The sequence below is a fragment of the Luteolibacter luteus genome, assembly GCF_012913485.1.
GTDB classification, from domain to species: domain Bacteria; phylum Verrucomicrobiota; class Verrucomicrobiia; order Verrucomicrobiales; family Akkermansiaceae; genus Haloferula; species Haloferula lutea.
Map to the genome: position 1 here is coordinate 940,384 of NZ_CP051774.1, position 26,481 is coordinate 966,864.

The window sequence follows — 26,481 nt, forward strand, 5'->3', positions numbered from 1 at the left end:
CGGTCACCCCGCCTTAGCGCCCCACTCTTGGAAGCCCAGTTCGTCCAAACGACGGATTAAGGCATCCACCTGCCTTGCATCCGGGTTTCCAAAGGGCAGACGGACCGGTCCCACCGGCACGCCAAGACGTAACATCAGCGCCTTCGCAGCCCCGAGGAAACCTATGGAGGCCATCGCGTCGATCATCGCGATGGAGATATCCTGAAGCCTGCGGGCTTCCTCCAAGTTTCCTCCTTCAAAGGCAGCGATCAGGGCATGATAAAGCCCGGGAGCCCAGTTGTAGGTCGAGCCTACCCCGCCGCGCGCGCCTGTCGCTAGCGCCGCGAGCAGCATCTCATCCACGCCCCAGGGAATATCGAAGCGATCCCCTGCTACATCCAGCGTTCGTCGATATGAAACCAGATCCGGATTCGTGAATTTGATCCCTGCCAGCGTCGGAATGCGGGCGGGCGCATCGAGCAGGAACCTTTCCATCGGAAAAGACACTCCGGTGAGTGCCGGGATGTCGTAGTAGAAGAAGGGCGTGCCGGGCGCTTCTGCCGCAATGGCCGCACAGCAATCGATCAAGGCCGCCAAGCTTGCGGGCTTGTAGTAGGACGGCGACAGCGCGCTGATAGCAGCAAAGCCATGCGTTCCCGCCGCCCGTGCCAGGACCTTGGCGTCCTCCAGGCAATTGCCACCCACGTGCGCGATCACCCGCAGGCCGGACGCCTTCGCGGCGGGCACCCATGCCTGGTAGAGCGACAGCTTCTCGGCACAGCTCAGGGAATGAGACTCCCCCGTCGAACCCGTGATGAATACCGTGCGGATTCCATTTGCAGCGAGGAACGCAGCCTGCAACGGCACCACCTCGGGCGCGAGCGATCCATCTTCGTGAAAGGGCGAATGGGTCGCAGCGACCAATTCCTGGAGGGCGGGTCTCAAGGTCATGACATTAAGGGGAAATAGGCATCGACCCCGCCTCGGTGTCGCGCGGCCGGATCATAAGAACGAGCACCACCGAGATCACGGCGGCGCTGGCGAAGATGCTAAAGCTGGTGAAGAGCGGCACACCGTGGTCCCGCATCACGCCGAATCCATAATCCGCGAAGCCCCCGCAACTGATGCTCACAAAGTTCATGAGCCCGTAGCCGGTGGCGCGCAGTTCAGGCCGAGCGACCTGACAGAGGATCGGCATGTTGTTGCAATCGAAGAATCCCCAGCCGATCCCGAAGAGCATGAGGAAGCCGATTGCCACCGCGAGTTGGCCGCTCTGCGGCGCATAGCCGACCCCGAACATCGCGGGAACGATCAAGCTCATGCCGATGGCACTGACGTAGATCCTTCCGCGGGGACTCCTCCGCATCCACCGGTCCGCCAGGAAACCGCCAAGGATCGCTCCCACGATCGCGGCCAATTGCCAGTAGAGAGCCGCTGAAACACCCGCTTTCCCTTGGCCAATGTTGAACTCCGTTTTCAAGATCGCGGGCATCCAGTCCCGCACCACCCATCCTGCCAGCGCGGGCAGCGTGAAATAGGCGACCAGCAACAGGAACGAGGGATTCGCCAAGAGTTCCCGCAAGGCCCTTCCAGGCGATAGCCTCCCGTCCATCATCTTCAGCCCCACCTGCGGCGACTCCTTGAGCAGGAAGAACAGAGGAACCGCATACGCCAATCCAACCAGACCGCAGACATCAAAGGCCCAGCGCCAGCCATGATCCGGCGACTCCGCCGCGTAACCACTGAAGCCGCCAAGGATCACGCCGCAGTAGATCCCCATCTGATGCAAGCCCACCGCCTTCGAACGCGTCTCGCCGCGATGATGATCCGCAATCAGCGCAAGTGCCGCAGGAATGTAGAAGGCCTCGCTGATCCCCATGATCGCCCGTGTCGCCAGCAACTGTTCATAGGTGGTCACATGTCCTGTGAGCCAAGTGATCAACGACCATGCGAAGAGACTGCCTGCGATCACATGGCGCCGACTAAAACGGTCCGCCAGATAGCCACCGATCGGACTCAGGACCGCATAGGTCCACTTGAACCACGCGAGGATCTTTCCCCAATTCGCCTCCAGACCGATGCCGGGGATCTCCGCCATGACGGAGCTCTTCATCGTGGCCAGCATCTGGCGGTCCAAGTAATTCAACAGTGCCACCGGCACCAGCAGGGCCACGATCAACCATGCGGTGCGGCTTGCAGATGATTCGACCGGATTCATCGCCCGACCTCAGGATTGAAAAGGAACACCTCCGGAGTGCGCACGCCCGGCTTCACCTCACCGTTGAAGAAAATGTAGCCCCCCTTCCAAGGGGCGGTCGGCAGTGTCACCGTCGGAGGAACCTGCAAGGCCCCGGACTGGCTCCATTGGGCCTCCGCCACGTCATAACGGAGAATCCCGGACGTGAAGCCGCAGTGATCGGCAGGGCTGCCCAGATTGGCTTGCGTCCCGTCATCACCGGATACGACAAAGAAGGCCCCATCCTCCACAGGAGCAGGAGATGCCGCAGCCACGGCGGCCCGAGGCAAATCGCAAAGACGACTCCAAGTGCCGTCGCGGTATTGCCACGCTTCCTTCAGATAGGTTCGCTTGGGTTTCCCCGCTTCGTCAGGTTCCAGTGAACAGCCTCCCGCGACAAAGAAGCGATCCCCGATCCCGCAAGCCGTTGCCAGGATGCGACCTTCGGCGGGAAGTGGCTTGAGCTCTTGCCATCCCTTGCCCAGCGCATCGAGATCGAGCATCCAGTGAGTTCCCTCTGCCCGCGTGGCATCCGGAGATTCGATCCCACCGTAAAGATGAACCTCCCGGCCGACCAGTGCCCCCGCCATCTGCGCCCTAGAAGCGGGCAGAGCGGGATAATCTTCAAATGAAGGCTTCCCTTCGCGCAGCGTGAGCAAGCTCACCTCCTTGAAATTCCGAGAGGCGTCCCCTCCCCCAACCAAGAGCACTCCCTCCGGAACGGTCAGCGATACACCGTAGCCATTCGGCGTTGGAAGCCGGCCGATCTGCTCCCACTTTGCATCGGGTTGAGCAAGATCGAGCGCGAACAAGCGATCATGCCATACCTTCTTGCCACCATTCCACGGCATCACGCCATCCGGAAAATTGGCTCCGCCCCCTGCCATCAACCACGTGCCATGCACCCCGGCAAATGCACCGGCAAAGCCGATCGCATCCGGCACGGGAGGGAGGCGCGTAAGCTTCACGGCATCCGCATGGAGCGGTGTCACCGCAAACAGCGCGGTGACGATGGAGCCGACAAGAGGGTTTGGCACGGAATCCATTGGGACAGATCCTGCCAGCGAATGGCAAGCGGGATCATTGGAATGATTCGCATGCCCTCCTGACAGCCCGCCTCACTGGTTTGATTGACAAACCAGTAAAGCATCTTCGCTGGTTTGCTCGGCCCACCGGTCTATGGTCTTGCTCGCCGGTCCTGATCTCGCACATTCGTTCCATGCTTGGAGCACCGATGCCATCCCGAGGAAATCTCGTCCTAGACTGCGTCAGGGTGATCAAGCTCCGCGTCGAATCCGGGGAATGGCAGCAATTGCTCCCCGGCGAGCGACGCCTTGCCACTGTCCTTCAGGTAGGCCGTGACACCATTCGCCTTGCCTTACAAGAACTCGAACGGGAAGGACTGCTTGGCAGTGCCGAAGCCGGCAGCCGCCGGCGCATCCGAAGCGTCGCAACGAACCATGCGGCATCGCGCACCCTTCGCATCGGCCTGCTCGCGCATCGCCGTCTTGAACAACTTCCCCAGCCATTGCTGCTGGAGATCGACCGGATCCGGAGCACCCTCGCCGACAAGGGCGGATCGCTCGAACTCATCGCCCCGCCTTGGTATGAGCAAAAAAATCCCGCCAACCGCCTGGCCACATTGTTGGATGAAGAGCCTTGCAGCGCGTGGATCCTGCTACGTTCCAGCGCCGCGGTGCAGGAATGGTTCATGCAGCGGCGGATCCCCTGCCTGATCCGCGGCTATCCTCATCCGGGCATCAGCTTGCCACACCTTGATGTCGATTGGCGTGCCACCGCCCGCCATGCGGCCGGCCAGCTCTGGCGTCTGGGTCATCGTCGTGCCGCAATCCTCGTCCCCGCGGATCCGCTGAAAGGGGTGGAGGCGGCTGTGCAGGGAGTGAAGGATCTCGATGAGGATGGATTTGAGGCGACGACCCAAGTCGAGGACGGCAGTCCTTCCGGGGTGGCACGCGTGCTCTCGCGTGCTCTACAGGTGAAGAACCCTCCTACCGCAATCATCGCCACACGCGCCCGGCAAGCGGCGACAGCACTGACATGGCTCGCCAGCAAAGGCATCCAAGTCCCCGGGCATATCAGCCTGATCACTCTGGCCTCTGAACCTTTCCTCGATCATCTCGTCCCGGAGATCAGCGGCTATCGCACGGATCCCGATGCCGTGGCGAAGCTGGTAACGAGACGGCTGGAGCGCATCGTCGGCGGAGACCCGAGCCCCGGCGGCTCGCCTTGGATCTCTCCGGAGGTGGTAAAGGGGGCATCCCTCGCCAGACTCAAGCCGAAGCCGTAGCTCAGGCTTTCCGCAACTGGGAATCGAATCCCCCTGCCACCAAGACGCGATAAGCTTCCATCTCCGCCTCCCCTACCTCCTGTGGCGAGGCAAAGCCCAGCGCCGGATAGTCGAGTATCCGCTGGAAGTCCCCCGTCATTGCTGCCAGCACCAGCGAAGGAGGCAGATCTTCCGTGCAATAGTCTTCAAACTCCATCGCGGCAGAGCTCGTGCAACACTTCAAGTCCGGCCATTGCACCTCCAGCGCGGCAAAGGTCCGGCGCTCCATGTAGGGCTTCTGCACGACGATCGCCGTGGCATGCGGGATTCCTTGCGAAAGCAAGAGCTCCCGGGAAAAGCGGATGTTTTCCCCTGTGTTCGTCGCGAACTCCTCCCGGAGGATACACTCCTCAGTTACTCCCGCGCTGAGCGCCACCTTTGCCATCGCAGCAGCTTCCGTTTCCGCCCAGCCTCCGGTCATCCGGCCTCTCGCGCCCGAGAAGAGAATCCGCGGGGCATAGCCAGCCTTCCACAGATCCGCAGCGTGTCCTGCCACGCGCAGATCACTACTGCCAAAAACCAGGATGATATCCGCAGGCTCCAACTTGTGCCCCAGGCGATGATAGCTCCACAGGCATTTGGCGGCGGCGAGGACTTCAGGCGACAGATTCATGAAACAATCAAACGGACGGAACGACTCCTCTTTGTCCTTCCACTTCGAGGAATGCAAGGTCACACGAGTGACGAAACCGGTCTGGCAAACCGACCAGATAAAGCCTGACAGACTCACCCTGCCACTCACGAATAAATAAAGAGGGCACCGTTTCGAGGGTCCCATTTTACCAGCTCACCGCTCCGGAATGATCCATCGCACCTTCACCCTGTTCCCGCTACTCACCGCAATGGCCGCCGGAGAGCCTTCCACACCTGCCAAAGGGACACGAATTGAGACCGCGCAACCCGTATGCCCGGCCTTCATTCGCGAGGAATTCAATCCCGTCCTGGGTTTCAGGATCAAGGTGGAAGGCAATGAGGGCACTGTAGTATTCGAAGGGATCGAACTCGGCTTCGGTGGAACGACACGGCTAGAAGATATCCAGTCATTCCGCCTCGTCGAAGGCAGCTCCGATCCTTCGAAGGAACCCGGGCAGACGATCGCCGAGGGAAACGGTGCCGCAGAGAAACTTTCCCTTAAGCTCAAACATCCCCTCTCCCCCGGGGAGCACTGGTTCTGGATCTCTCCGACATTGAAGAAAGGCGCCTCGATTGATGGTCGCATCGACGCTTCGCTCTTTCGGGCGGAAGTCGGCGGGACCGCTCTGGTGCCATCGGTACCATCACCCGAAGGCAGCCAGCGGATTGGCCAGGCCATCCGCCTGCCCGGAGACGATGGCTCGAAGTCCTTCCGGATTCCCGGGCTGGCCTGGACCACAAAGACGAACCTCATTGCCGCTTATGATGTCCGTTACAACCATGCCGGAGATTTGCCCGCAAACATCGATGTCGGCATTTCCCGCAGCCGCGATGGCGGACAGAACTGGGATCCCATGCGGATCGCGATCGACATGGGCAATGATCCCAAACACGGCCACGATGGCGTGGGAGATCCCGCGATCCTTGTCGATCCCACGAATGGCCGGATCTGGATCGCGGCGCTATGGAGCCATGGCAACCGCGGTTGGAATGGATCGGGCCCCGGCATGACGCCGGAGGAGACGGGACAGCTCGTGCTTGTTCACAGCGATGACGAGGGTGAGAGCTGGTCGAAGCCGGTCAATATCACCGCCCAGATGAAGAATCCCGAGTGGCGTCTTTTCTTCAACGGGCCCGGCGCGGGCATCGCGATGAAGGACGGCACGCTCGTCTTCGCGGCGCAGTATCGCGCGACCGACGGGAAACCATGGTCCACCTTGATCGCATCGAAGGATCATGGCGAAACATGGCAGGTTGGAAGCGGCGTGAAGAGTGACACCACCGAAGCCCAAGTCGTGGAGCTTGCGGACGGCTCGATCATGATCAATGCCCGCGACAATCGTGGGGGGGCACGCACCGTGGCGGTGACAAGAGATCTCGGGAAAAACTGGGAACTGCACGTCACCGATCGCAAGGCGATGCGCGATCCGGTGTGCATGGGAAGCCTGCTCGCATGGAGAGATTCGCTATGGTTCTCCAATCCCAATGCCACCGACGGCCGGCATTCCATGACCTTGAAGCGCTCCACGGACCAAGGGATGAGCTGGCCCGAGAAAGACCAGCTTCTCTATGACTCGCGCAGCGGATTCGGCTACTCCTGCCTGGCACCCGCGGGCGACGGGATGCTCGGCGTGATCTATGAGGGAAGGAGCGCACTCTATTTCCTCCGCTTCCCCGTGGACGAATAACGCAAGGCACGCGTTAACCATGGTAACCGGCGGCAACTGCATGAAATCCTGAAAGGGAACGTTTTCCCTGGGCGCCCGCTGCGGCGATACTCCGTTCCCTGCCCATGGTCCGACCCGCCCTGCTTCTCTTCCTCTCCTTCGTCAGCACTGCCTCGGCAGAGCTGCTCGATACACTTGTCTTCGGCAATGGAAAATCGGAAGCAGCACACCAGCTTTCCGCGGATCTTTCGGAGACGAAAACCGGAGGGCTGGGAGAGACTTCACGGCAGCTCTTGGCGGGAGGAGAACAGCCTTGGCTGGGAGGCGTGATGAAGTTCTCCATCCGGGTGAATCCCGAGCAGCAGAACTATTTCACCGTCCGTCTCTGGGGCGATGACGTGAATCACAACCAGCTGACGTTCCATGTGGAAGGCAAGCAGGTGGGCTATCGGCACCTCGGGGACATCGAGGCACTGGACATCGGCACGGATGCGCCGGCCTATCCAGGTCGCTTTTACTATCGTACCTGTCCTCTCCCCTTGGGACTGACGAAGGGAAAAGATCACATCGCTTGCGAGATCCGCGCCACAGGGCCGATCTGGGGCTACGGAAAGAATTTCGAGGAGTATCAGAAGGCAATGACCAGGCCGACGCGCGGGTTATATCGGGCCTACACGCATACCGAGGGGTGTTTCATCCCCCCTGGCGATGAGAAGCAGGGAGTCAACCCTGGGAATGCACCCGTCAGACAATCACCCGGCCCTGAGGTCATCGAGCAGGCCAAAGAGCGGGTGAACGATGAGATTGAACGGACGATCCGAGAGCCGAAGAAACCCTGCAATCAGATGCAGACTCTCTTTCTCGCCAAGGCGAGGCACACCCCGTGGACCATCGCAGCGGACAAGCCGCAGACCATCGAGAAGATCGTCACGAGCTTGGATTCCCTTTATCGCGGCTACGTGGCGGATCCACGCCTCGCCCAAGCGGAGCCTTCCACTTACAACCCCGATTGGTTCGGACTCGGCCCTGCAGGTCAGGTGATCGATCTGCTGAAAGAAGAGCTGAAGCCCTTTCTGGATCAAGAGATCGACGATGGCATGGGACGGCAGATCAGGCGTCGTGACGGCTTTCGCGACATGCTCGTCGCCTGTCGGGACTGGCACCGCGAGAACCGACGGCAGTACACGAATCAATCGATGATCAATGATCTCTACGGCATCTACCTCGCAAACCGGGGAATCGCCGTTCTTGATCCCGCCAAAGCGTTGCCGGAAGCGCAAGCGCTTCGCTATCTCTACGAATCCATCGGCATCAAACCATGGCTGGGCAGTGAGAAAGATGGCAAGCCGCTCAAGCCCCTCGGTGATAGTTTCTATCAGCTCACCAAGGAAGGACTGACCAAGGAACTCGGCTTCGTGGGAAACTATGGCGAGGTGCTGGACTGGGCCGCCCAGATCTACGAGGCGACCCGGCCCTCACCCAACAAACCGGGCGATGCCAAGATCAAGGAGCAGATCGCCAAGATCGCAAAGGCACGCTCCTATTTCCGCTACCCGATGCTCGATCAGGAGGGGAATCGAGCGATGGTTCAAGAGACCATCGTCGGGTGGCGTGACGTGCATTTCCCGGGCGATGTCACCTATGACCAGCGCCCTTCCTGGGATGGCTCGCCCTTTGAAGTCGCAGCGGCCACCCTTGATGCACACTTGGTCGGCTATGCGCAGCAGATGCTCGCAGACAACCAGTTCTTCGCGGCGGTTGAAGACGCCGTGAAAAGCCCTGGCTTCCGGACCACCTTCGGGCTGCTGGGCATCCCGGAGCGCTACGAGGCGATCAAAGCAGAGCCGCCCTCCTCGCACCGCCTGCCGATGTCATGGGATCAGCCGGACTTTGTCTTCGCCGATGAAGAGGATGGCGTGATCGCGGTAAAGAACGGAAAGGAGATCCTCTATGCCTCTCTCTACTGGCGGGCGCGCCACGCAGTGAACTTCCTCGGGAGAGTGCATCTCATCACGCCGGAGTTTGATCGGATCGCCACGGTGAGGCTGGATACCGAGTTTACGCCATCCGGAATGGAGTACACGCGCCCGGATTGGACGAACTTCGGCTTTGCGAACGGAGGTCACCGCTACCCTGCCGAATACAAGTCGGCCCATGCCGGGGAGAAACTCCCGATCGCGCAGATCCCCGAAGGTGTGGCCTTTAAGGCGGGACAAGAGAACGTCCACGCGGGACGCGGAGACTTCTACCAACTGCGGTATGGATCGTATTTGATCGCGATGAACATGAGCGCTGACAAGAGCTTCCAGTTGAAGGCTCCGCGGCACGCGGGAAAGATCCGGAATCTAGCCACAGGAAAGCCCGTCGCGCCGGCAGCCGAGGCCGCGGTCGGCCCTCGCAGCACAATCGTGCTCTACTTGGAGGCGAACTCTCCGGCGGAACCAAAGGCGAAGTGACAAGATTCCCGGCGCATGGTGTTATCTCCATCATGAAGTTCCGATTCTTTCTCCGGATCAGTGTCCTTCTCTTCCAACTGCTTCCTGCACTCGCTACGGACCTGTTCTTTCCGGATCAGAAGGCGGTCTCTGAAAATGGCCTCTACCGGATTGAAGCCCGGTCGCCCGAGAATCGGAACGCAAGGAAGAGAGTAGCCTTCGCAAGAAGCTTCGCCTACCAGTTGATCGAAACCAAGAGCGGCAAGACCCTTTGGAACTTCCAAGCAGGGCCCCACGATCCATCTTGCTCGGGGCTTCACGTGGACAATGACGGCTGGACCGTTATCGAGGACGCTTGGGGCGGGCTCAGCTTTTTCTCGCCGAAGGGCGAAAAGACTGGCCGCCTGGATATCATCGAGAAAGGAATGACCGCCCGTGAGCGTCGGGACCGGATTCAGCATAGCACCGCTGGCCCGATGTGGGAGGGCTTCTCATTGTGGTATTTCCTGAAGATTGACGGTCGCCGCCTCTTCGTAATTCGCCCGTGGTGGGGAAGACAGATCATCGCAGACGTCACGGAAGGCAGCTGGATCGACGCAGGAAAGCCCGTCAAAGAGGTGTGCATCGCTTACGAGCGACAGTGGACCACGGAGGCACTCTTCCAATCGGTCGAGACACTGGACAAATGGAACAACGGATGCTGTGCACCGGAAGCTCATGTCGCAACCAAGGCTGCCTTCCTCGCTGGCAAATTGGGAATGGTTGATGCCATCCCCATGCTGCGCAAATTGCAGGACTCCGTCTACGTGGGCAACTCTAGTTCCGGGACCTCCAACTACGAACCTGCGGTAGGAGGAATAGATCCTGCGAATTGGACGCAATTCACGATGCGCCAAGTGGTCCATCAATCGCTTCGCCGGCTCGGCGAAGCACCGCTCCCCTATCCCTGCATCCAATTTGGAGTGAAGGCCGCGGAGGGAAGAACCAAACGCAAACTTCCACCTGCGGATAGCAAGCAGCCCCGGGACGAAAACGTGGCGAGTGTGCAAAAAGGCATGAAGCCGGAAGAGGTTGTCCGGCTTATCGGAGCTCCAGACTTCAAGGAGCAAGACGAATGGGCCTACGACATCGACAGGCCGAAACCTTTCCGCCTCACGCTGACATGGGACAAGGAAGGCGTCACCTCGATCAAACGGGGAATCCCCGGCTGGAAAACAGAAGACTGGGATCGTATCCTAGCATATTGAAAAGATCCGCCGTCGTCTGAGCGAACGGCCGCCCGGGCATCGCAGAGCTCGGACGAGCGAGGCCTCCCGCCATGATCAAAAAAGAAGCCCTGCAACGCGTTCGTTGCAGGGCTTCGAAAGTGGTACACCCAAAGAGACTCGAACTCCTAACCTTCTGATCCGTAGTCAGACGCTCTATCCAATTGAGCTATGGGTGCTTTGCCTTGTTTGCCGCTCCTTGCGGGGCGGGCGGGAAGAAAGCCGAACGGACCCGCCCCTGTCAAGACATCGATGACGATAAATTCGAGAAACTGAACGATTTCTCCGCCAGCCTCCCGCGGGCTTACTCCAACGCCTTCCGATCACTTCCTGATCTCAAAAATCCTCCCTTGCTTGAGAAGGTGCCCGACGGACTGACGCTCGGAATGGCCCGCGGTCGGAATCCACTGAAATCAAATATCCAGCGCAGCAAGCCGACCCTCGTCTTGAACCGCCAAGCGTTTAATTTTTATTAAATACCGAAATCAAGAAATCCAAAATCGATAGATTTTTTGAACTATTCGCGCGACCGTAGGTCAGAAGGGGTGAAATGTCTTCTAACAAGAAGGAAAGCCTCCCCCATCCGTCTGCGGCCATGAAGGAAGCAAACGAGTCCCAAGCAACGGCCAAGCCTTGGCGGGTGCTCAAGGCAGTGGTCCTGTTTGCTGCCCTGGTTCTTTTGCCCTTTGGAACTTGGATTTTGGGATCGGGGATCGTGATGGTCACGCCTCCTGTCTACAGCGGAGGTGCCGTATTGAGGGTCGACGCATCCTCCCCGGACCGCCCTCACGCCATCCGTGAGATCTGCGAGCAGTTGCGATCGGAGGAGGTGGTGAGACTCGCTGCCGATTCGCTCTCGGATGGCTCCTCTAACAGCAGCACCGACCCCATGGCGCGGTACCTCCTCTGGTCCAGCCTCTCCGTAAAAGCAGACGCCGGCCCGAATCTGGTAAAGATCGAGGCCCGCAGCACCGAACCCGCCAAGGCCCGCGAGATTGTGGTAGCAGTGGCCGAGGCGTACGAAAAGACGACGCGTGAATCCACAGTGGAGGGCAGCATGCCCAAGCCTCTGGTGTATGTGGCCCCGCTGGAAGCCGAACCCGTCCCGGCAAGTCCGGAAACCCGGATCATGTTGGGCATCGCTGGCGTCGCCTCGCTTTGCTTGCTACTTTGCATCCCCTTTCTACGTGCGGTGGAAGGTTCGATGCCGCTGCGCTTGGGATGGGCTGGCTTGATCCCGTCCGATCCTGAACCGGCTCCGGCTTCGTAAATTGAGTCACCTCGAGGCAAGCCAGGCCTTCCAACCACCGAAGGAGGTGATCTCCTCGGCTCCCGCAGCGGCCCGGGGTTCCGCAATGAATCCGGGCACCTCCTCGCCATTTGCCAGGAGAACTTTTCCGATCCCCAGAGGAGCAGGGATCTGCGAGACGAAATCCCCAAAGGCTGCCGGATCGAGTTCCCAAACCTCGACATCGATCGCGGCGGTCCTGCTTTCATCGCGAATCAGCGCCGGCCTTGGAGGAAGCTTGCCGGACGCAGGAATCACATACATGCGATAGACCGGAGCGGTCCTCGTCCTGTCCCTCAGCGAAGCTCCTCGGTCCGCTAGCTGCCAATGGAGCGGAAGCCCTTCCAAGTGAGCCCCACAAACGGCTACCGGAATCTTCACAGGACCCGCAGACTTGTTCTCCGGCAAGGGCTCTCCGGTAAAACGGCCAGCCAGCTCCAGCAGCGCTTCATCCCACCCTGCCGGTGCCACCAAGGTCACCCCCCAGCGGGCACGGCCGTTCCGCGCTTCCCCCGCGGGCACGGCCACTGCGCTAAGATCGAGCAGGTTCATGAAGTTCGTGTATCGCCCTAGCGTTGCATTCGTCTGGTAGGGCTCATCCAGCACTTCCGAAACCGTATAGAGCCGCGGCGTGGTCGGAAGCAGCAGCACATCGATCTTCTCCCAAGCCCCCTCCGCAATCCTCGCGAGTTCGCGAAGCCGATACTGCGCACGAAAGGCGGCGGCAGCGTCCCAGCCTTTCGAGGCTTCGAGGATCTTTCGGGTGACCGGGAAGACATCGCCGGGATTCTCCTCCACGAATCCACCGACCGCCGCCCAACGCTCTGCAATCCATGGTCCCTCGTAAAGAAGCTTAGCGGTTTCGACGAAAGGCGTGAAATCAACTTCGATCAGCTCCCCCCCAAGCGACTTCATTTTCTCGACAGCTGCGTCAAAGAGACCAGGCGTATCCGGGTCACCGGAAAAATCCAAGCCGGTCGGGAGGCCGAACCGGAACGAGCTGCCGATCTTTCCACAAGATGCCACTTCGCGGGAAAAGGGATCGCTTTCATCGAAACCGGAGACCACCCCAGCCACCCGCGCTGCGTCGGCGGCTGTCTTCGTGAAAACCGAAACGCAATCGAGCGAGCGACAGGCAGGCACCACGCCCGCTGTGCTCAGAAGCCCTTTGGTCGGCTTCCAGCCGATGAGCTCCTGAAAGGCAGCGGGGACCCGTCCCGAACCCGCGGTATCGGTGCCCAAGGAAAAGCAGCACAATCCTGCAGCCACGGCCGAGGCGCTGCCCGAACTGGAACCACCTGGAAGAAACTCGGGATCAATCGCATTTCGCGCCGCGCCATAGGGCGACCGCGTACCGACCAAGCCGGTGGCAAACTGGTCCAGATTCGCTTTCGCGATGGGAATCGCACCCGCAGCACGCAGACGCTTCACGACACCGGCATCCTCGTGAGGAAGGTAAGCATAGGCAGGACAAGCCGCCGTCGTCGGCCAGCCCGCGACATCGATATTGTCCTTCACCACGAAGGGGATGCCCCACAGCGGCAGATCCAGCGGCATGGCCTCCACTTCCGCGGCGAGCGCCAAGAGCTCTTCCTTCTCTGGAAGATGGATGAACAACGCGGGATCATTCCATTCCTGGATCTTCATCCATACCTCCTCGATGAGAGCGGATGGCGTCAGGCCATTGCGGAATCTTTCCTGTAGCTCGGAAATCTTCATGCGGTCTGTTCTATCACTTGGTTCGCACCACGACGAGTGACTGGCCCGCTCGCACGCTCGCGCCTTCCGCGACCAGCACTTCCACCACCTCCAAATGATCGTCGGCATCGAGTGGCACTTCCATCTTCATCGCCTCCAGAATCATCGCCGTGGCGGAAGCGTGAAGCAGATCGCCTGCCTGGACGTGGATCTTCCAGACGCTACCGGTCACCGGGCTATCCAAGGTCACACACCCATCCGGAATGGTGAATTCACTCTCCCCCGCTACCTCTTCCGCAGGAGAATCCATTGAGAGCCCTGCCTCCTCCCAGCGCTTCCGCTCAGCCTCGAAGGCCTCTCGCTGCACGCTGCGGAACCCCTCGATCTCCCCGGCATGCTCTTCGAGGAAGGCCTCGTAGTCCGCAAACCGGAACACGGTCTCCTCGATCTCCAGCTTGTGCCGGCCACGCGGCACCTCCTCACGGAGGCGCAGGAGTTCCTCCGCACTCACGGGATAAAAGCGGAGCTGATCGAAGAAGCGCAGCAGCCACGGATTCTGGAAATCCTCTGTTCTGCGCCAACGGTTCCACACCGGGATCGTACGGCCTGTGAATTGATAGCCGCCAGGCCCTTCCATGCCGTAGATGCAGAGATAAGCCCCGCCGATTCCCACGGCATTCTCCGGCGTCCAGGTCCGCGCGGGATTGTATTTCGTGGTCACCAGGCGATGCCTTGGATCCAGAGGCGTGGCCACGGGAGCGCCGAGATACACATCACCCAATCCCATCACCAGATAGGAGGCATCGAAGAAAATGCGATACACCTCGTCGATGGAATCGAGGCCGTTGATGCGGCGGATGAATTCCAGGTTGCTCGGGCACCACGGGGCATCCGGCCGCACGCTTTGCATGTAGCGTTGGATCGCCTCCCGCGTGCTCGGGTCATCCCAGCTCAGCGGCAGGTGAACCACGCGCGCGGGGACCTCGATCTGCTCCAAGGGCGGCAGCGACAGAATACCCTCGCGAATCTTGCCCCAAAGGGCTTCACGAGAAACCTTGCCGGGATCGAAATGCACCTGCAATGAACGGATACCCGGAGTGAGATCGATGATCCCACCGATCCCCTGCTCCTTCAGCCATTCATAAACCACGTGCACCTTGAAGCGCAGCTTCAGATCGAGATGGTGGGGTCCGAACTCGATCAGGAAATAACGATCTCCCGCCCTGCGCACGACCACTGCATCATCGCCCTCGCCGAAGGAATCAATGAAGCACGAGCCCTTCGCCATCGGAGAAGGATCGCCGAGTGTCTGCAGGCCACCTTCCAGGAAAGAGTGCACCTCCACCGCACGGCTCGCGGCCCAAGCCTCATCGACGGGGATGAAGCGCACCTTGTCTCCCGGCCGGAGTTGTCCGAGCTTCCATAACTCCGCATCGATCACCACGACCGGACAAACGAAGCCGCCAAGGCTAGGTCCATCCGGCCCGAGAATCACGGGCATATCGCCGGTGAAATCCACCGCGCCGATCGCATAGGCATTGTCGTGGAGATTGGAGGGGTGCAAGCCAGCCTCGCCACCATCCTTCCGCGCCCATTTTGGCTTCGGACCGATCAAGCGGACACCCGTGCGGGCCGAATTGTAATGAACCTCCCAAGCCGTGGCGAAAAAGGTGTCGATATCCTCATCAAGGAAGAAATCGGGCGAACCATGCGGACCGTAGAGCACTGCGATGTTCCACTCCGAGCTCACGGGGATGCGCGGAGCCTCGGACAAGCCAACGCCTTGCTTCGTTAGGCCGATACCAAGAACATCTCCCGGAAGGAGAGCGCGCCCGAAAGGACCGCCGAACTTCCCGAGCGTGAAAGTCGAAGCGCTTCCCAGATAGTCCGGAGACTCCAGTCCACCCGTCACCGCGAGGTAGCAGCGCATACCCGGGCCTTCGATCCGGCCGATCTTCACGCTATCTCCCGCTTCGATCTTGATCGCCACATTCGTTGGGATGCTCTCGCCATTCTTAAGAACTAGCACCTGCGCTCCTGTGATCGCGATCGTGGTGGCAGCATTGAAGCGAAGCGTCGGGCCGCTCATCGTGATCTCAAGGCCTGGCATTCCCTCATCATTCCCCACCATCCGATTGGCGAGACGGAAGGAAAGCGAATCAAAGGGACCGCAAGGCGGAACCCCTACTTCCCAAAGCCCGGTGCGTCCCGGCCAATCCTGAACGCTCGTCATGGTTCCCGCCGAAAGCACGTCGATGGTAACCGGTCGGTAATCGAAGCGGGCCATATCACGCATCGCCACCCCACCAGCCCGGAAAGCCTCCCATCGGGTCACTTGGCGCAGATAACGGAGATTCGTCTCAATCCCGTAAATCCGGGTTTCATCCAGCGCCTTACCTAACAAGGCAACAGCTTCCTCCCGTGACTTCCCATGAACCATCACCTTGCTGAGCAAGGGATCATAGAACGGGCTCACCTCGGTGCCCGCCGCGATCCAGCCGTCGCAGCGTGTCCACTCCGGAAAGGAAGCTTCCGTCAGAAGCCCGGAACTCGGACGGAAGTTGTGATTCGGATCTTCCGCATAGACCCGGGCCTGGATGGCATGCCCTTTCGGAGCGGGAGCAACTGCTGGCACCTGCCAATCCGGATCGAGCGCGAGCCGGATCATCCATTCCACCAGATCGATTCCAGTGACCAGCTCGGTGACGCCATGCTCCACCTGCAGGCGCGTGTTTACTTCCAAGAAGAAGAAGTCCTGGCGATCCGCATCATAGATGAACTCCACCGTCCCCGCGGACCGGTAGTTCACGCTCTCGCCCAGCTTCACCGCCGCAGCGTGAAGTTCGGCGCGAACCTTCTCCGAAAGCTCCGGCGCTGGCGTTTCCTCAAAAACCTTCTGGTTCCGCCTCTGTACCGAACAGTCTCGCTCACCCAAGGCAAGCACCTGCCCTTTTCCATCGCCGAAGATCTGCACCTCCACGTGGCGGCCTCGCTCGATGAAGCGCTCAATGAAAACACCGCCGGAACCAAAGCTCCGTTCGCTCAAGCGCACCACGCTCTCGTATTCCCTCGCTAGCTCCTCCGCATCGCGGCACACCTTCATGCCAATCCCGCCACCACCCGCGGTGCTCTTCAGCATCACCGGATAGCCGATGTCCTCCGCGGCCTTCACCGCAGCTTCCGCGCTCTCTAGCAGATCCGTCCCGGGTACCAGCGGCACGCCCGCCGCTCCAGCCAGCCGGCGCGCCTCGTGCTTCAAGCCGAAAGCAATGATCTGTTCCGGTGTCGGACCCAGCCACTTCGCGCCCGCATTCTCACACATTCGCGCGAAATCCGTATTCTCACTGAGTAGCCCGTAGCCTGGAAAGACCGCCGCGGCTCCCGCGTTCTTGATCAAATCAACCAGCGATTCCTTGAGCAGGTAGCTCTCGGACACCGGCCCGGGCCCGAGGCGATGGGCCTCGTCCGCCAAATCAACGTGCGGTGCCCCGGAATCAGGATCGGAGTAAACGGCAATCGCACGAAGTCCTAGTTCATGCACGGTGCGGATCGCGCGCGCCGCGATTTCGCCGCGGTTCGCGATTAGGATGGAGCCTTTCATGGTCTTTGTTTGCGTCGATGCACTAGTCCCAGATCAGCACTTCCACCGGGGTGGGATTCCAGCCGTTGCAGGGGTTGTTGAGTTGCGGGCAATTCGAGATCAGGCACACCACGTCCATCGCCGCAACCATCTCGACATAACGGCCCGGTGCGGAGATCCCATCGGCAAAAGTCAGCCCACCCTCAGGACTGACCGGCACGTTCATGAAGAAATTGATATTGCAGGCGATGTCCCGCTTCGTGAGCTCCACTTTCCACTCCTGCGCCCCTCGGATGAAGGAGTCACGGCAGGCATGCATGCACTCCTTGTCATGGGCGTAGCGCATCGTGTTGCTCTCACGCGAACAAGCCCCGCCCAGCGTGTCGTGGCGACCGCAGGTATCCGCCGTGATTTCGAGCAGGACATTGCCTTCAGTGCTCATCAGCTTCGTACCGGTGCTGAGGTAGAGCGCCTGTTGGGCCTGGATCGTACCGTCGGCCGAATAGCGATCGGTCGGATCCGCAGCGTTGTAGAAAAGCGTGTCCGCCGCCTGATTTCCCTCCAGATCGTGGATGCGGAAGGTCTGGCCGCGCTTGATCTCATGCACCCACCAGTCCCCGGCCGGGATGACGTGGCGATGGGTCGCATCTGCCGGATTCATTGTGCTCTCGGTCATGGCGGTTAGAAGCGCAGGGAGTGATAGGTTTCGTTGTTTTCCCAAGCCCGGACGTTCTCCGGACGGATGGCGAACGAGGGGTCATCGGTAGCCGGGTTGTCTCCTTGGAGGACTTCCAGCTTCACAGGATGCGGATGATATACGGGATCCGGATCAAAGGGATGCTGGCAGGTATTGAGCACCACCAGCGTGTCGACCTCGAAGCGCAGCTCCACGATGTCGCCCGCCTTGGAGTTCCCTGAAACGAAGGACAGCTTCCCCGCTTCATCCGCCACCACCTTGCTGAACCAGTTCAAATTCGGCACCAGATCCTTCTTCCCGAGACCCCACTTCGCCAATTCGATCAGGAAGCAGTCCCGCCCGTTGCGATACCACTCGTTGCGGGCTTCTTGGTAGTTGTGCTCGCCATACTTTGCCAGCACCCGCGCCGCATCGGAATGCCCGCACACCGTATCATGCCAGCCGCAATCATCGCGGACGATCGAGGCGAGCAGCCGCCCCATGTCCGAATGCAGGCAATAGGGGGCGCGCAGGTAGAAGATATGCTGTCCCTTCAGGGTGTCCGGCATGTTGTAGCGTTCATGGCGCTCCAGCGCATTGTAGAGGAGCATCCCCACGTTCGCCCCACCTTCGAGATCGGTCAGACGGAGACGCTTGCCGCGGGAAATGATGCCGGACCACATGCCGGCGCCGCTGAGGGTTCGTTCAAGGATCGGCTTCATATCATCGGTTCATGCCATTGGCCTTCGCATGCAGCGGCGGCATCAGGTGCGGAGTCAGTGTAAGGTTGGCCGTCTTCACCCCCTTGCAGGTCACCAGCTTGTTGGCGATCTCACGCAGCGTGCGCGCCGGACCCTGCATCAGGATCACCTCCAGCACGTGCTCGTCTTCCAGAAGGACATGCTGGGAAGAAATCACCTCCGCCACATGCTCGCGAAAGATTCGGGATAGATCCCGCAGCAGTGCGCTCTTCGACTCGTCGTAGACCAGCGTCAGGGTCCCCGCCATGATCTCCGTGCCGATCTTTCCCAAATGCTGTGCCGCGTGCTGATGAATCATTTCCGCCACGGCTTGGGAGCGACTATCAAAGCCACGCGCGGACACCAGCCGCTCGAAGGCTTGAAAGGTCTCCTCAGGCATCGAGACGGTGATCCGTCTCAAGCCATCGGCAGAAGGGTCGTTGGACATGCCCCTCCGGGAAGCAGCCGCAATGCCTGATATGAAGTTTTTTTCATTTCTTCATACCGAATGACCTGATACCCTCACCCCGTGTAGCGCGCATGCCGGGGCAGCGTGTCCGCCACCTCGAACCACGAAAGCCGGTCCTCCACCCAGGTATGATCATGCGGGGGCATCAGCCCCGGATCGTCCAAGCTGCAAGTGGTCACTTCATACTCCGAGGGAAAGGACGGATCGAAGAAGCTCAAGGGCGAACCGCACTCCGGGCAGAAGGTTCGCTCCCTACCCGCAAACTTCAGAAGCTTCGGCTCGCCATGGCTCCAGCGCAGCGTCCCTGCCGGGAAAAAGGTCCACGCGACCACCGGCGCACCGCTCGCTTTCCGGCAGTCCTCGCAATGACAATAGGACGTGAAGCGCGGTTCCGCCCCGATCTCGTAGCGCGTGGCTCCGCAAAGGCATCCTCCCTTGATCATGCATGAAACCTAGCGGCGAAGCCCTCGCGGGCAAGTAGCTGTAATTATCAGATCACATCCGGGTCCGAAACCGCGAGCCGCATCACCGGCGTATCCTTCTGTTCCTGTCCGGGCGGATGCATCATGTGGTCGATGTGCTTGCGGGTGGCGACAAAGGTGGGCTCGAAGATCTGCGCCTCCGAACGAGGGCGCGGCACCGGCACTTCCACCACCTCCCGCACCCTGCCGGGATTCGCATCCAGCACCAGAATGCGATCGGAAAGGAAAACCGCCTCGTCCAGATCATGGGTGATGAAGACAATCGTGATGTCCACGTTCTTCCAGATCTCCAACAGATAAGACTGCATCTTGCAGCGGGTCTGCGCGTCGAGCGCGCCGAAGGGCTCGTCCATGAAGAGCACGCGCGGTTGATTCGCCAACGCCCGGGCAATCGCCACGCGCTGCTTCATCCCGCCGGACAACTGGTGGGGATAGGCATTCTCGAATTTCGAAAGTCCCACGAGATCGATCCACTCGCGCGCCTCCCGCTCCGCGATAAAACCGGACTTCCCGGCCATCCTCGGCCCGAACATCACGTTCTCCTTCACCGACATCCACGGGAAGAGCGTGTAGCCTTGAAACACCATCCCACGATCCGGCCCGGGGCCCGAGACCGCTTCATCATACACGCGGACCTCACCGGAGCTCGGCGTTTCCAGACCCGCGAGGATTCGCACCAGCGTCGATTTCCCGCAACCGGAAGGCCCGATCACGCACATCAGCTCGCGCTTGTGGACAGAGAAGGAAACATTATCCAGCGCGGTCACCGTGCCACGCGGCGTCTCAAAGCGCTTGGTCAATCCTCGCACCTCCAGCGCGACCGGCCGCTGCTGCAGGCGGGAGAAGCGCGCGGCAACATCCGGAGACTGGACCCGATAGTCGGGAAGCGTAACGATGCTCATGGCGTTTGATTGCGGGTAGCGGCGAGGCGCGAGGATTCCATCAATGCTGCGCGCTGGCGCAGCCCTGCACCGATTCTCCGGAAGGGCCAGGTGAAGACCTTTGCGATGCCGCGCGAAAGGGCATTCGACTTGCCGGCCCACGGGAAAAGCAGGCCATGCAGCCAGGATAGAAACTGATCGGTCACGAAGCCCGTCACCCCGATCAGGATAATCACCGGAAAGACCCGATCGAAGTTGCGGAAGCGGCCCTGCGTCTCGATGAACTCCGTGAGCCCGCTTTTGATCCCGATCAACTCGGCGATGACGAGCCAGGTCCAAGCCCAGCCCAGAAGGATGCGCAGGTCATTGTAGAGATTGGGCAAGATACCCGGGATCACCACATTGGTCAGCATTTGCCGCGGCTTCGCACCCAGCGTCTGTGCTGCCTCCAGCAACGCAGGGTCCAAGAGGCGCGTGGTCTTGGAAACCACCAGCACCATCTGGAAAACCGTACCGATGAAGACCAGTGCGATCTTCGGCGCGTCCCCTGCCAGCAGCACCGCCACCAGCAGCGTGCTGAAGGTCGGAGCAGGCATGTAACGGAAGAAATCCACGAAAGGCTCGAAGAGCTTCGAGAAGAAATCGAAGACCCCGCAGAGAATCCCCAGAGGAATACCGATCAGACAGGACCACAGGAAGCCCATCAGGATGATGCGCAGGGATGCCTTGTAGCGCTGCATCATCGTCAGCTCGCCCTCGGGCGCATCCGAGCTGAAATCTCGCATCCCCGTGCGCAGCACCTCATGCGGGGCAGGCAAGTAGACCGGGTTCGCAGGCTTGCCCTGCGGCAGTAGTTTCAGCAGCGACTCATCCGGCAATTGTTTGAAGACGAAGTCCGGCGACAGCGAAGAAAGCATCGCCCAGTTCTGCTTCACGATCGCCAGATTCTCTTCTGTTAGAGCAGGCTTGCCCGCCACCTTCGCGCCGGTAGCGAGATCCCTCCACACATGGTAGAGCACCACATCGTTTTGGGTATCACCGAAGGGTAGCCAGCCCTCCTCGATCGCCAGCGGCGCGAGCTGCCGCAGCAGCTTCTGGTTCTTCCGCTTCGCGCCGGTGACCGGCGTGCCTGCCTCCTTGGCAGCCATCACCGCGGCATTCTCCTCCTTCACCGCATCGACGAACTCCGGAAAGAAGCCTTTGCTCACATGATCGCCTGCCGTGAAAACCGTGGTCACCCCCTCGCGCTCCGCGGAGAGTTCGATCTTCACATCCGGATGCCAGATCCACGGCACATAGGAGACCACGCACCACGATACCAGCGGCAAGAGGAAGGAGACGATACTCAGCGCAAAGCGACGACCCTGCGGCAGATCGCGGCGGATCACGAACCAGTCTTTCAGGAAGCCGGGGCGCGCCATGAAGTCGATGGGTTTTTAGAAAGTGATCGCGCCGGGCCGGGACCAGCCCGGCGCGATGATGGCTGCATTCGGATGGAAATTACTTCTTGAGAGCCTTGGTGAGGGAGGGGTCGAGATACTTCTCCGGATCCTGGCTCTTCTCGTAGACCTTGAACTTCAGATTGAAGGCATTCACGGACTTGGTGGAGCCATAGACGCTCGCAAGCCCCTCGCCCTTCTCCCAGCGCTTGAGCGCCTCATCGAGCGTAAGGATATAGGTGCCCTTGAAAAACGGCTCGTATTCTTCCGGGGAGATCTTCACGCGGGCAGAGAGGATCTTCAGAGCATCGTCCAAATTCTCTTCATCGCGCACGTAGTCGGCGATCTTGTACCAGACCTTCACCACCTTCGCCCAATCCTCCTTGTTCTTCTCGAGGCTCTCCGCGGAGACGTAGAGGAGATCGTAGATGATTCCGGGCGCATCGGCCGAGGTGAAGACCGGCTTGGAGCCCGGCAAGGCCTTCAGCGCTTGACCGGAGTTCGGTTGCCAAGCGCTGATTGCAGAGACCGCCTTCGAGGCGAGCACCTGCGGAGTCTCGTTGGTAGGGGTGTTCACCACCGTCACATCGTCCGCCTTCATCCCGCTCTTCTCGAGTGCGGTGAGAAAGAGCAGATGGGAGACGAATCCTTCCTCCAGACCCACCTTCTTGCCCTTCAGGTCCTTCATCGAAGAGATCCCGGGAGCCGCCACCACCATGTCGTTGCCGTTGGAGTAGTCGTTGATGAGAATACCCACCGACGGCTTGCCCGTGGCACCCGTGACCAGAGCATCGCCATTGGTCATGCACACCGCGTCCACCTTGCCGGACACATAGGCATCCATCGAAGGCACGTAGTCGAACCACTGGAACTCCACATCCACCCCCGCCTCTTTGAACCAGCCTTTTTGAACGCCGATCTCCCAAGCGATCCAGCCCGGCCAATCGGAGTAGGCGATCTTCAGAGGCTCGGCTTGGGCGATCCCGCAGAGAGCGAGCATCCCGGCAAAGGCGGATCGGAAATATGTCGGCGATTTCATCTTCGGTGTAGAACTGGGGATTGAGGAACACCCGCGGTATGAAACTTCCGCCGATTGTTCACACCGGAATAAGCAACGCCCGTACCAAGGCCGTTTCTCTTCTTCGCTTTCTCCGACATCCCGGGGTTGGAAATCGGAGCGATTTTCACAGAGATTTCCTCATCCTCTCACGTTTTCATGCTTTGATCCCCGCATGCGGTCTCCGTCGCCCTACCCCATCCTTGATCCCGATCTCGCGCGGCGGACGCGGGCCGGGCATTGGACGCTATTCCTCATCAATACCATCCTTTTGGTTCCCGCGGTGTTCGGCACCATGGTCTTGTGGCAGTTCGCCCGGGAGTCCAAGACGAGCCTGAGGACCTTGGTAGACTTGGAGATGCTCGTCATTTCCCTCCCCACGATCTCCGGGATCCTGGCGTGGGCTGCCCTAGGCCTTCTGCTTACCAAGCCATCCTTCCCGCGTTGGCACTTGGGAAGCTGGGCATTCGTCCTCCTTTTCGGCCTCTCGAGTATACCCGGCGGCCTCCTGATGATGGCAAATCTCGGAGAAATGCCGGTCTATCTGGGCCTCTCCGCCTTTGTGATCTGCCTCGGTGCCACCGCGTCTTGGATATCAATCCGTAACATGCGGCTCGCCTGGCATTCCCTGCGCCGCAGCCGGAATTTGTCCGGCCCGGCACCTTCCCGCTCTTGAATTTCCGGCTCCGCGTGAGTTCATGGAGCCCGTGAAACGGCTCTTCCTCGTCCTCATCGCGCTCGCCACCTGCGACGCAGAAGAGATTACCTTCAAGCAACCCGCGATGGTGATGGAAAAGGCATTCCCGATCGGGAATGGCGATCTCCGGGCGCGGGTCAAGGGCCGGACCGGGATCGAGCCCATGGCCATCCTGCCCAAGGGAGGGAAACGCCCGGCCACCGCCAACGTTCCGGGAAATGCCTTCTGCGGACCCGCTTGGTTCCATTTCTCGCTCGATTGGCTCGCGGGAAAGGCCCCGGTTTCTGACTACAAGCGGGTCTTGAATCTGGAGGACGGCACCGTGGTCACCACCTTCAAACGGGGCGGCGCGGGATTCACTTGGACTGTTTTCGCCAGTTCGGCCGATGACCTCATCGTGACCCATCTACGCACGGACAAGCCGGGGGCGCTGAACTTCAAGCTCGAACTCCCGACCGAACACAAGGGCAAGGTCCACGTGGAGGATCGCCGGATCCTGATCCTGAATGGCGACCTCGGCGGCAAGAAATCAAAGCCCTTCGAAGCCCGGGCTTGGGTCTATCCCATGGAGTCAGAGGTCACTCCGGGCACCAAGGACATCACCGTGAAAGGCGAAGGCGAGGCTCTGATCCTTCTGGCAGCAGAGACCGACCCCGAAAAAATCAAGACCCTGCCGGATCGGCTCAAGCCCTTGGGTTTCGGTGGAGACGATCACCCGGATGTCTTCCAAGTGTGGAAAGGATTATTAGAGCGGCACACCGCCGCCCATCGCAAGTCGATGGAAGGCGCAGGTGAAGGCAAGACCCGGCTCCTTTCCCGCTACCTGAAAGTGGCCATCACCCGCCCGGCGGAAGGCGAGATCCTGCCACCGGAGCCTGGCGTGCCCGCCGAACCGATCATCCTCCCCGAGCTCGATCCCGAGGAGATGGTCGATCCCGATCTGCTTCCGAAGAAGGAGTAGCCCCTAGCGGCTCAACTCCTCTTGGCACACCAGCTTGAAGCCGGCACTATTCAGCACCGTTACCGCGAAGTCGTAGTCCTCCACGTGGAGCGCCAGCAGCGAGTGCCCCTGAGGCGACGGCATCAGGGCGTAGGCAAAGTCGATGTTCGTCTCAGCCACCATCAGGGTATCGAGCACCGGCAAAAGCTCCGGCCCCGACTCACGGAGCGAAATCACCAGCAAATCACAGGTAGTATGCGGGATCCCCTTCTCCACGAAGATCTGCTCCGCGGTATCCGGATCCGTCACCACCAGGCGAGCGATCGTCGCGTCCCGGGAATCCTGCACGCTGATGCCCACCACTTCGATCGCGGCACCACGCAGCAGCTTCACCAGTGATGCCAAGGCCCCGGCACGGTTCGGAAGCAGCACGGAAAATTGCTTCACCGGATTCCCCGGCTCGATCGTCTTGGCTGGCATGTTCGGAGAGAGGTCTCAGCCCCGCGGTCCGCGGAGCGGGACCGTTATTACCTCACCTTTCGACAAATTCTCAATCACCATTTGATTCGGGCGGACATCCACCACGACATACTGGCTGCCGTCCTCACCGCTGAACTTCTGGCCAGCCTTCGCCAGATAGCGTCTGCCGCCGCCGTCTTCCACCAGTGCCACGGGATCATGCGCGGTGGACGGGATCCCGCTCACCAGTTCCCGCGTCCGGCCCGTGCCTCCATCCAGCACCTCCACCACGGAGGCTTCCGTGAGGCCGCTGGAACGATCTTTCTGCTCCATCATCCGGTGCTGGACCTTCACGATTGTTAGAGAAGTGCCCGGGATCGGGGCACCTTTCGAGATCTGTTGGACGCCACTGCCCGCCACCCGGATCGAGGCGGTTTCCCCCTTCACGGTTTCGATGCGCAAGGGTAGCTCCCGCTGGCGGAACGCCCGCATCTTCAGCGGCGCTTGGGAAACCACTTCAGAGCCTCCTGAAACCGGCATGCTCACCGGTCCGGCGATCTCCTTCAGGGTCGCGCCCTCGAGGGCCACCGGCGCGGCATGACTCGCCACCGGCGTATGGCCGCCGCCCGTGGCCGGCTCGGAAGAAGCCAAGCCGGCCGCTTGGTCCGCCTTCTCCATTTGAGCCAGCATTTCCGCCCCGAGATCGGACGGCTCCTCAATCCCGAATTCCTCCTTCCCCGGCTCTTCAGAGAGACGCAGGGCCACCTCTTCATGCCCGGCCTCGCGAGCGATGTCTGCGGCAATGCGGCCTTCTTCATCCATCGAAAAGCGGTTCGCCCCCACACCGATCAGCATCTCCACGGCTTCGATGTTCCCATTCTCTGCTGCCAGCATCAGCGGGGTGCGGCCATCGTCGGTCCGGGCATAGACCGAGGCACCATAAGCCGTGAGGGCGTCGATCACACCCGACTTGCCTTCGATCGCCGCGAGCAAGATGGCGGTATCGAGACTGTCCCGGTCATAGGCGGCGAGCTCCGATACCATCTCGGCCCGGCCTTCGTTCACGGCCAAGGTTAGCGGCCGGTATCCTTTCGCATCCTTCTTCAAGGGATCCGCCTTTTGGGAAAGGAGATACCGCACCATCGCAGGAGAACCCTTGACCACTGCCGTCATCAGCGGCGTCCGGTCACCCGCGCCCGTCACATCTACCGGCACATGCTGGTCCAACAGGAAATCCGCGGACTTCATCATTCCCGCAGCCGCGGCGGCGTGCAGCGCGGTGTCGCCCTCGGAATTCCGGACATCAGGTGCGATTCCACCTTTGACCAGTTTCTGCATCGTCGCCACGTCGTCGCTCTCCGCCGCCCGGAAAAAGCTCTCCGGGGTGATTTCATAGCCCTTCTCCTTCAGCTCCTGTTTGGCGGCCTCTTCCCGGTTTTTACAACCGGGAGATGCCAGCACCAGGGTGCCAGCCAAGAGAAATACCATGGGTTTCCCGCTCATGGCGGCGAGA

General features: G+C 60.5%; 22 protein-coding genes and 1 tRNA gene. 7 read left to right on the forward strand and 16 right to left on the reverse strand.

Annotated features, from left to right (window positions below):
* Positions 1-3: 3 nt before the first annotated feature.
* From HHL09_RS03705 to HHL09_RS03715, 3 genes are read right to left on the reverse strand one after another with little or no spacing between them, the layout of a single operon-like run.
* The gene (locus HHL09_RS03705) at positions 4-930 is read right to left on the reverse strand and encodes a dihydrodipicolinate synthase family protein (RefSeq protein WP_169453139.1); all 927 of its coding nucleotides are present in this window, start codon (positions 928-930) and stop codon (positions 4-6) included.
* 4 nt (positions 931-934) lie between these two features.
* The gene (locus HHL09_RS03710) at positions 935-2,197 is read right to left on the reverse strand and encodes an MFS transporter (protein WP_169453140.1); all 1,263 of its coding nucleotides are present in this window, start codon (positions 2,195-2,197) and stop codon (positions 935-937) included.
* Positions 2,194-3,252 (reverse strand): galactose oxidase, encoded by a 1,059-nt coding sequence (locus tag HHL09_RS03715; protein WP_169453141.1) that lies wholly within the window; start codon positions 3,250-3,252, stop codon positions 2,194-2,196. Before HHL09_RS03715 ends, HHL09_RS03710 begins: the two co-directional genes overlap by 4 nt.
* Before the next feature lie 182 nt (positions 3,253-3,434).
* Here HHL09_RS03715 and HHL09_RS03720 point away from each other — a divergent pair, with 182 nt between their 5' ends.
* Complete coding sequence (locus HHL09_RS03720; RefSeq protein WP_169453142.1) at positions 3,435-4,523, forward strand: substrate-binding domain-containing protein; 1,089 nt, start codon at positions 3,435-3,437, stop codon at positions 4,521-4,523.
* Position 4,524: 1 nt separating this feature from the next.
* Here the strand turns inward: HHL09_RS03720 and HHL09_RS03725 are convergent, their stop codons facing one another.
* Positions 4,525-5,175 (reverse strand): YdcF family protein, encoded by a 651-nt coding sequence (locus tag HHL09_RS03725; RefSeq protein ID WP_169453143.1) that lies wholly within the window; start codon positions 5,173-5,175, stop codon positions 4,525-4,527.
* Positions 5,176-5,362: 187 nt separating this feature from the next.
* On the opposite strand from HHL09_RS03725, the gene HHL09_RS03730 reads away from it, so the two are divergent.
* From HHL09_RS03730 to HHL09_RS03740, 3 genes are all read left to right on the forward strand, one after another.
* Complete coding sequence (locus HHL09_RS03730) at positions 5,363-6,883, forward strand: sialidase family protein (RefSeq protein WP_169453144.1); 1,521 nt, start codon at positions 5,363-5,365, stop codon at positions 6,881-6,883.
* A gap of 104 nt (positions 6,884-6,987) precedes the next feature.
* On the forward strand, positions 6,988-9,318 hold the full coding sequence (locus HHL09_RS03735) for a hypothetical protein (protein WP_169453145.1): 2,331 nt from the start codon (positions 6,988-6,990) through the stop codon (positions 9,316-9,318).
* A gap of 32 nt (positions 9,319-9,350) precedes the next feature.
* On the forward strand, positions 9,351-10,544 hold the full coding sequence (locus HHL09_RS03740; RefSeq protein ID WP_169453146.1) for a hypothetical protein: 1,194 nt from the start codon (positions 9,351-9,353) through the stop codon (positions 10,542-10,544).
* A gap of 120 nt (positions 10,545-10,664) precedes the next feature.
* Here the strand turns inward: HHL09_RS03740 and HHL09_RS03745 are convergent.
* Positions 10,665-10,741: transfer RNA gene (locus HHL09_RS03745), tRNA-Arg, on the reverse strand.
* Positions 10,742-11,157: 416 nt separating this feature from the next.
* On the opposite strand from HHL09_RS03745, the gene HHL09_RS03750 reads away from it, so the two are divergent.
* Positions 11,158-11,832 carry a YveK family protein gene (locus tag HHL09_RS03750; protein WP_169453147.1) on the forward strand — a complete coding sequence of 225 codons (675 nt, stop codon included), beginning with the start codon at positions 11,158-11,160 and terminating at the stop codon, positions 11,830-11,832.
* 6 nt (positions 11,833-11,838) lie between these two features.
* Here HHL09_RS03750 and atzF read toward each other — a convergent pair whose 3' ends face one another.
* The 9 genes from atzF to HHL09_RS03795 form a co-directional block, all read right to left on the reverse strand.
* Entirely contained in the window at positions 11,839-13,569 is a 1,731-nt protein-coding gene (gene atzF, locus HHL09_RS03755) for an allophanate hydrolase (RefSeq protein ID WP_169453148.1), read from the reverse strand.
* A gap of 13 nt (positions 13,570-13,582) precedes the next feature.
* Positions 13,583-17,149 (reverse strand): urea carboxylase, encoded by a 3,567-nt coding sequence (gene uca / locus HHL09_RS03760; RefSeq protein ID WP_169453149.1) that lies wholly within the window; start codon positions 17,147-17,149, stop codon positions 13,583-13,585.
* 22 nt (positions 17,150-17,171) lie between these two features.
* Complete coding sequence (locus tag HHL09_RS03765; RefSeq protein ID WP_169453150.1) at positions 17,172-17,804, reverse strand: urea amidolyase associated protein UAAP2; 633 nt, start codon at positions 17,802-17,804, stop codon at positions 17,172-17,174.
* Positions 17,805-17,809: 5 nt separating this feature from the next.
* Positions 17,810-18,526, reverse strand: a complete 717-nt coding sequence (locus tag HHL09_RS03770; protein WP_169453151.1) for an urea amidolyase associated protein UAAP1 — start codon at positions 18,524-18,526, stop codon at positions 17,810-17,812.
* Between the two features lies 1 nt (position 18,527).
* Complete coding sequence (locus tag HHL09_RS03775) at positions 18,528-18,992, reverse strand: CopG family ribbon-helix-helix protein (RefSeq protein WP_169453152.1); 465 nt, start codon at positions 18,990-18,992, stop codon at positions 18,528-18,530.
* Between the two features lie 74 nt (positions 18,993-19,066).
* The gene (locus HHL09_RS03780; protein ID WP_169453153.1) at positions 19,067-19,456 is read right to left on the reverse strand and encodes a GFA family protein; all 390 of its coding nucleotides are present in this window, start codon (positions 19,454-19,456) and stop codon (positions 19,067-19,069) included.
* Positions 19,457-19,503: 47 nt separating this feature from the next.
* The gene (locus HHL09_RS03785) at positions 19,504-20,397 is read right to left on the reverse strand and encodes an ABC transporter ATP-binding protein (protein ID WP_169453154.1); all 894 of its coding nucleotides are present in this window, start codon (positions 20,395-20,397) and stop codon (positions 19,504-19,506) included.
* Positions 20,394-21,797, reverse strand: a complete 1,404-nt coding sequence (locus HHL09_RS03790; RefSeq protein ID WP_169453155.1) for an ABC transporter permease — start codon at positions 21,795-21,797, stop codon at positions 20,394-20,396. The genes HHL09_RS03785 and HHL09_RS03790 overlap by 4 nt, the downstream gene beginning before the upstream one ends.
* Positions 21,798-21,876: 79 nt before the next feature.
* Entirely contained in the window at positions 21,877-22,854 is a 978-nt protein-coding gene (locus HHL09_RS03795) for an ABC transporter substrate-binding protein (RefSeq protein WP_169453156.1), read from the reverse strand.
* A 193-nt stretch (positions 22,855-23,047) separates the two neighbouring features.
* On the opposite strand from HHL09_RS03795, the gene HHL09_RS03800 reads away from it, so the two are divergent.
* Together HHL09_RS03800 and HHL09_RS03805 are read left to right on the forward strand one after the other, a co-directional pair.
* Complete coding sequence (locus HHL09_RS03800; protein WP_169453157.1) at positions 23,048-23,548, forward strand: hypothetical protein; 501 nt, start codon at positions 23,048-23,050, stop codon at positions 23,546-23,548.
* A gap of 31 nt (positions 23,549-23,579) precedes the next feature.
* Entirely contained in the window at positions 23,580-24,530 is a 951-nt protein-coding gene (locus HHL09_RS03805) for a glycoside hydrolase N-terminal domain-containing protein (protein WP_169453158.1), read from the forward strand.
* 3 nt (positions 24,531-24,533) lie between these two features.
* On the opposite strand, the gene HHL09_RS03810 is transcribed toward HHL09_RS03805, so the two are convergent.
* Both HHL09_RS03810 and HHL09_RS03815 read right to left on the reverse strand, forming a co-directional pair.
* Positions 24,534-24,989 (reverse strand): ACT domain-containing protein, encoded by a 456-nt coding sequence (locus HHL09_RS03810; protein WP_169453159.1) that lies wholly within the window; start codon positions 24,987-24,989, stop codon positions 24,534-24,536.
* A gap of 15 nt (positions 24,990-25,004) precedes the next feature.
* Positions 25,005-26,471 carry an ankyrin repeat domain-containing protein gene (locus HHL09_RS03815; RefSeq protein WP_169453160.1) on the reverse strand — a complete coding sequence of 489 codons (1,467 nt, stop codon included), beginning with the start codon at positions 26,469-26,471 and terminating at the stop codon, positions 25,005-25,007.
* Positions 26,472-26,481: the final 10 nt, after the last annotated feature.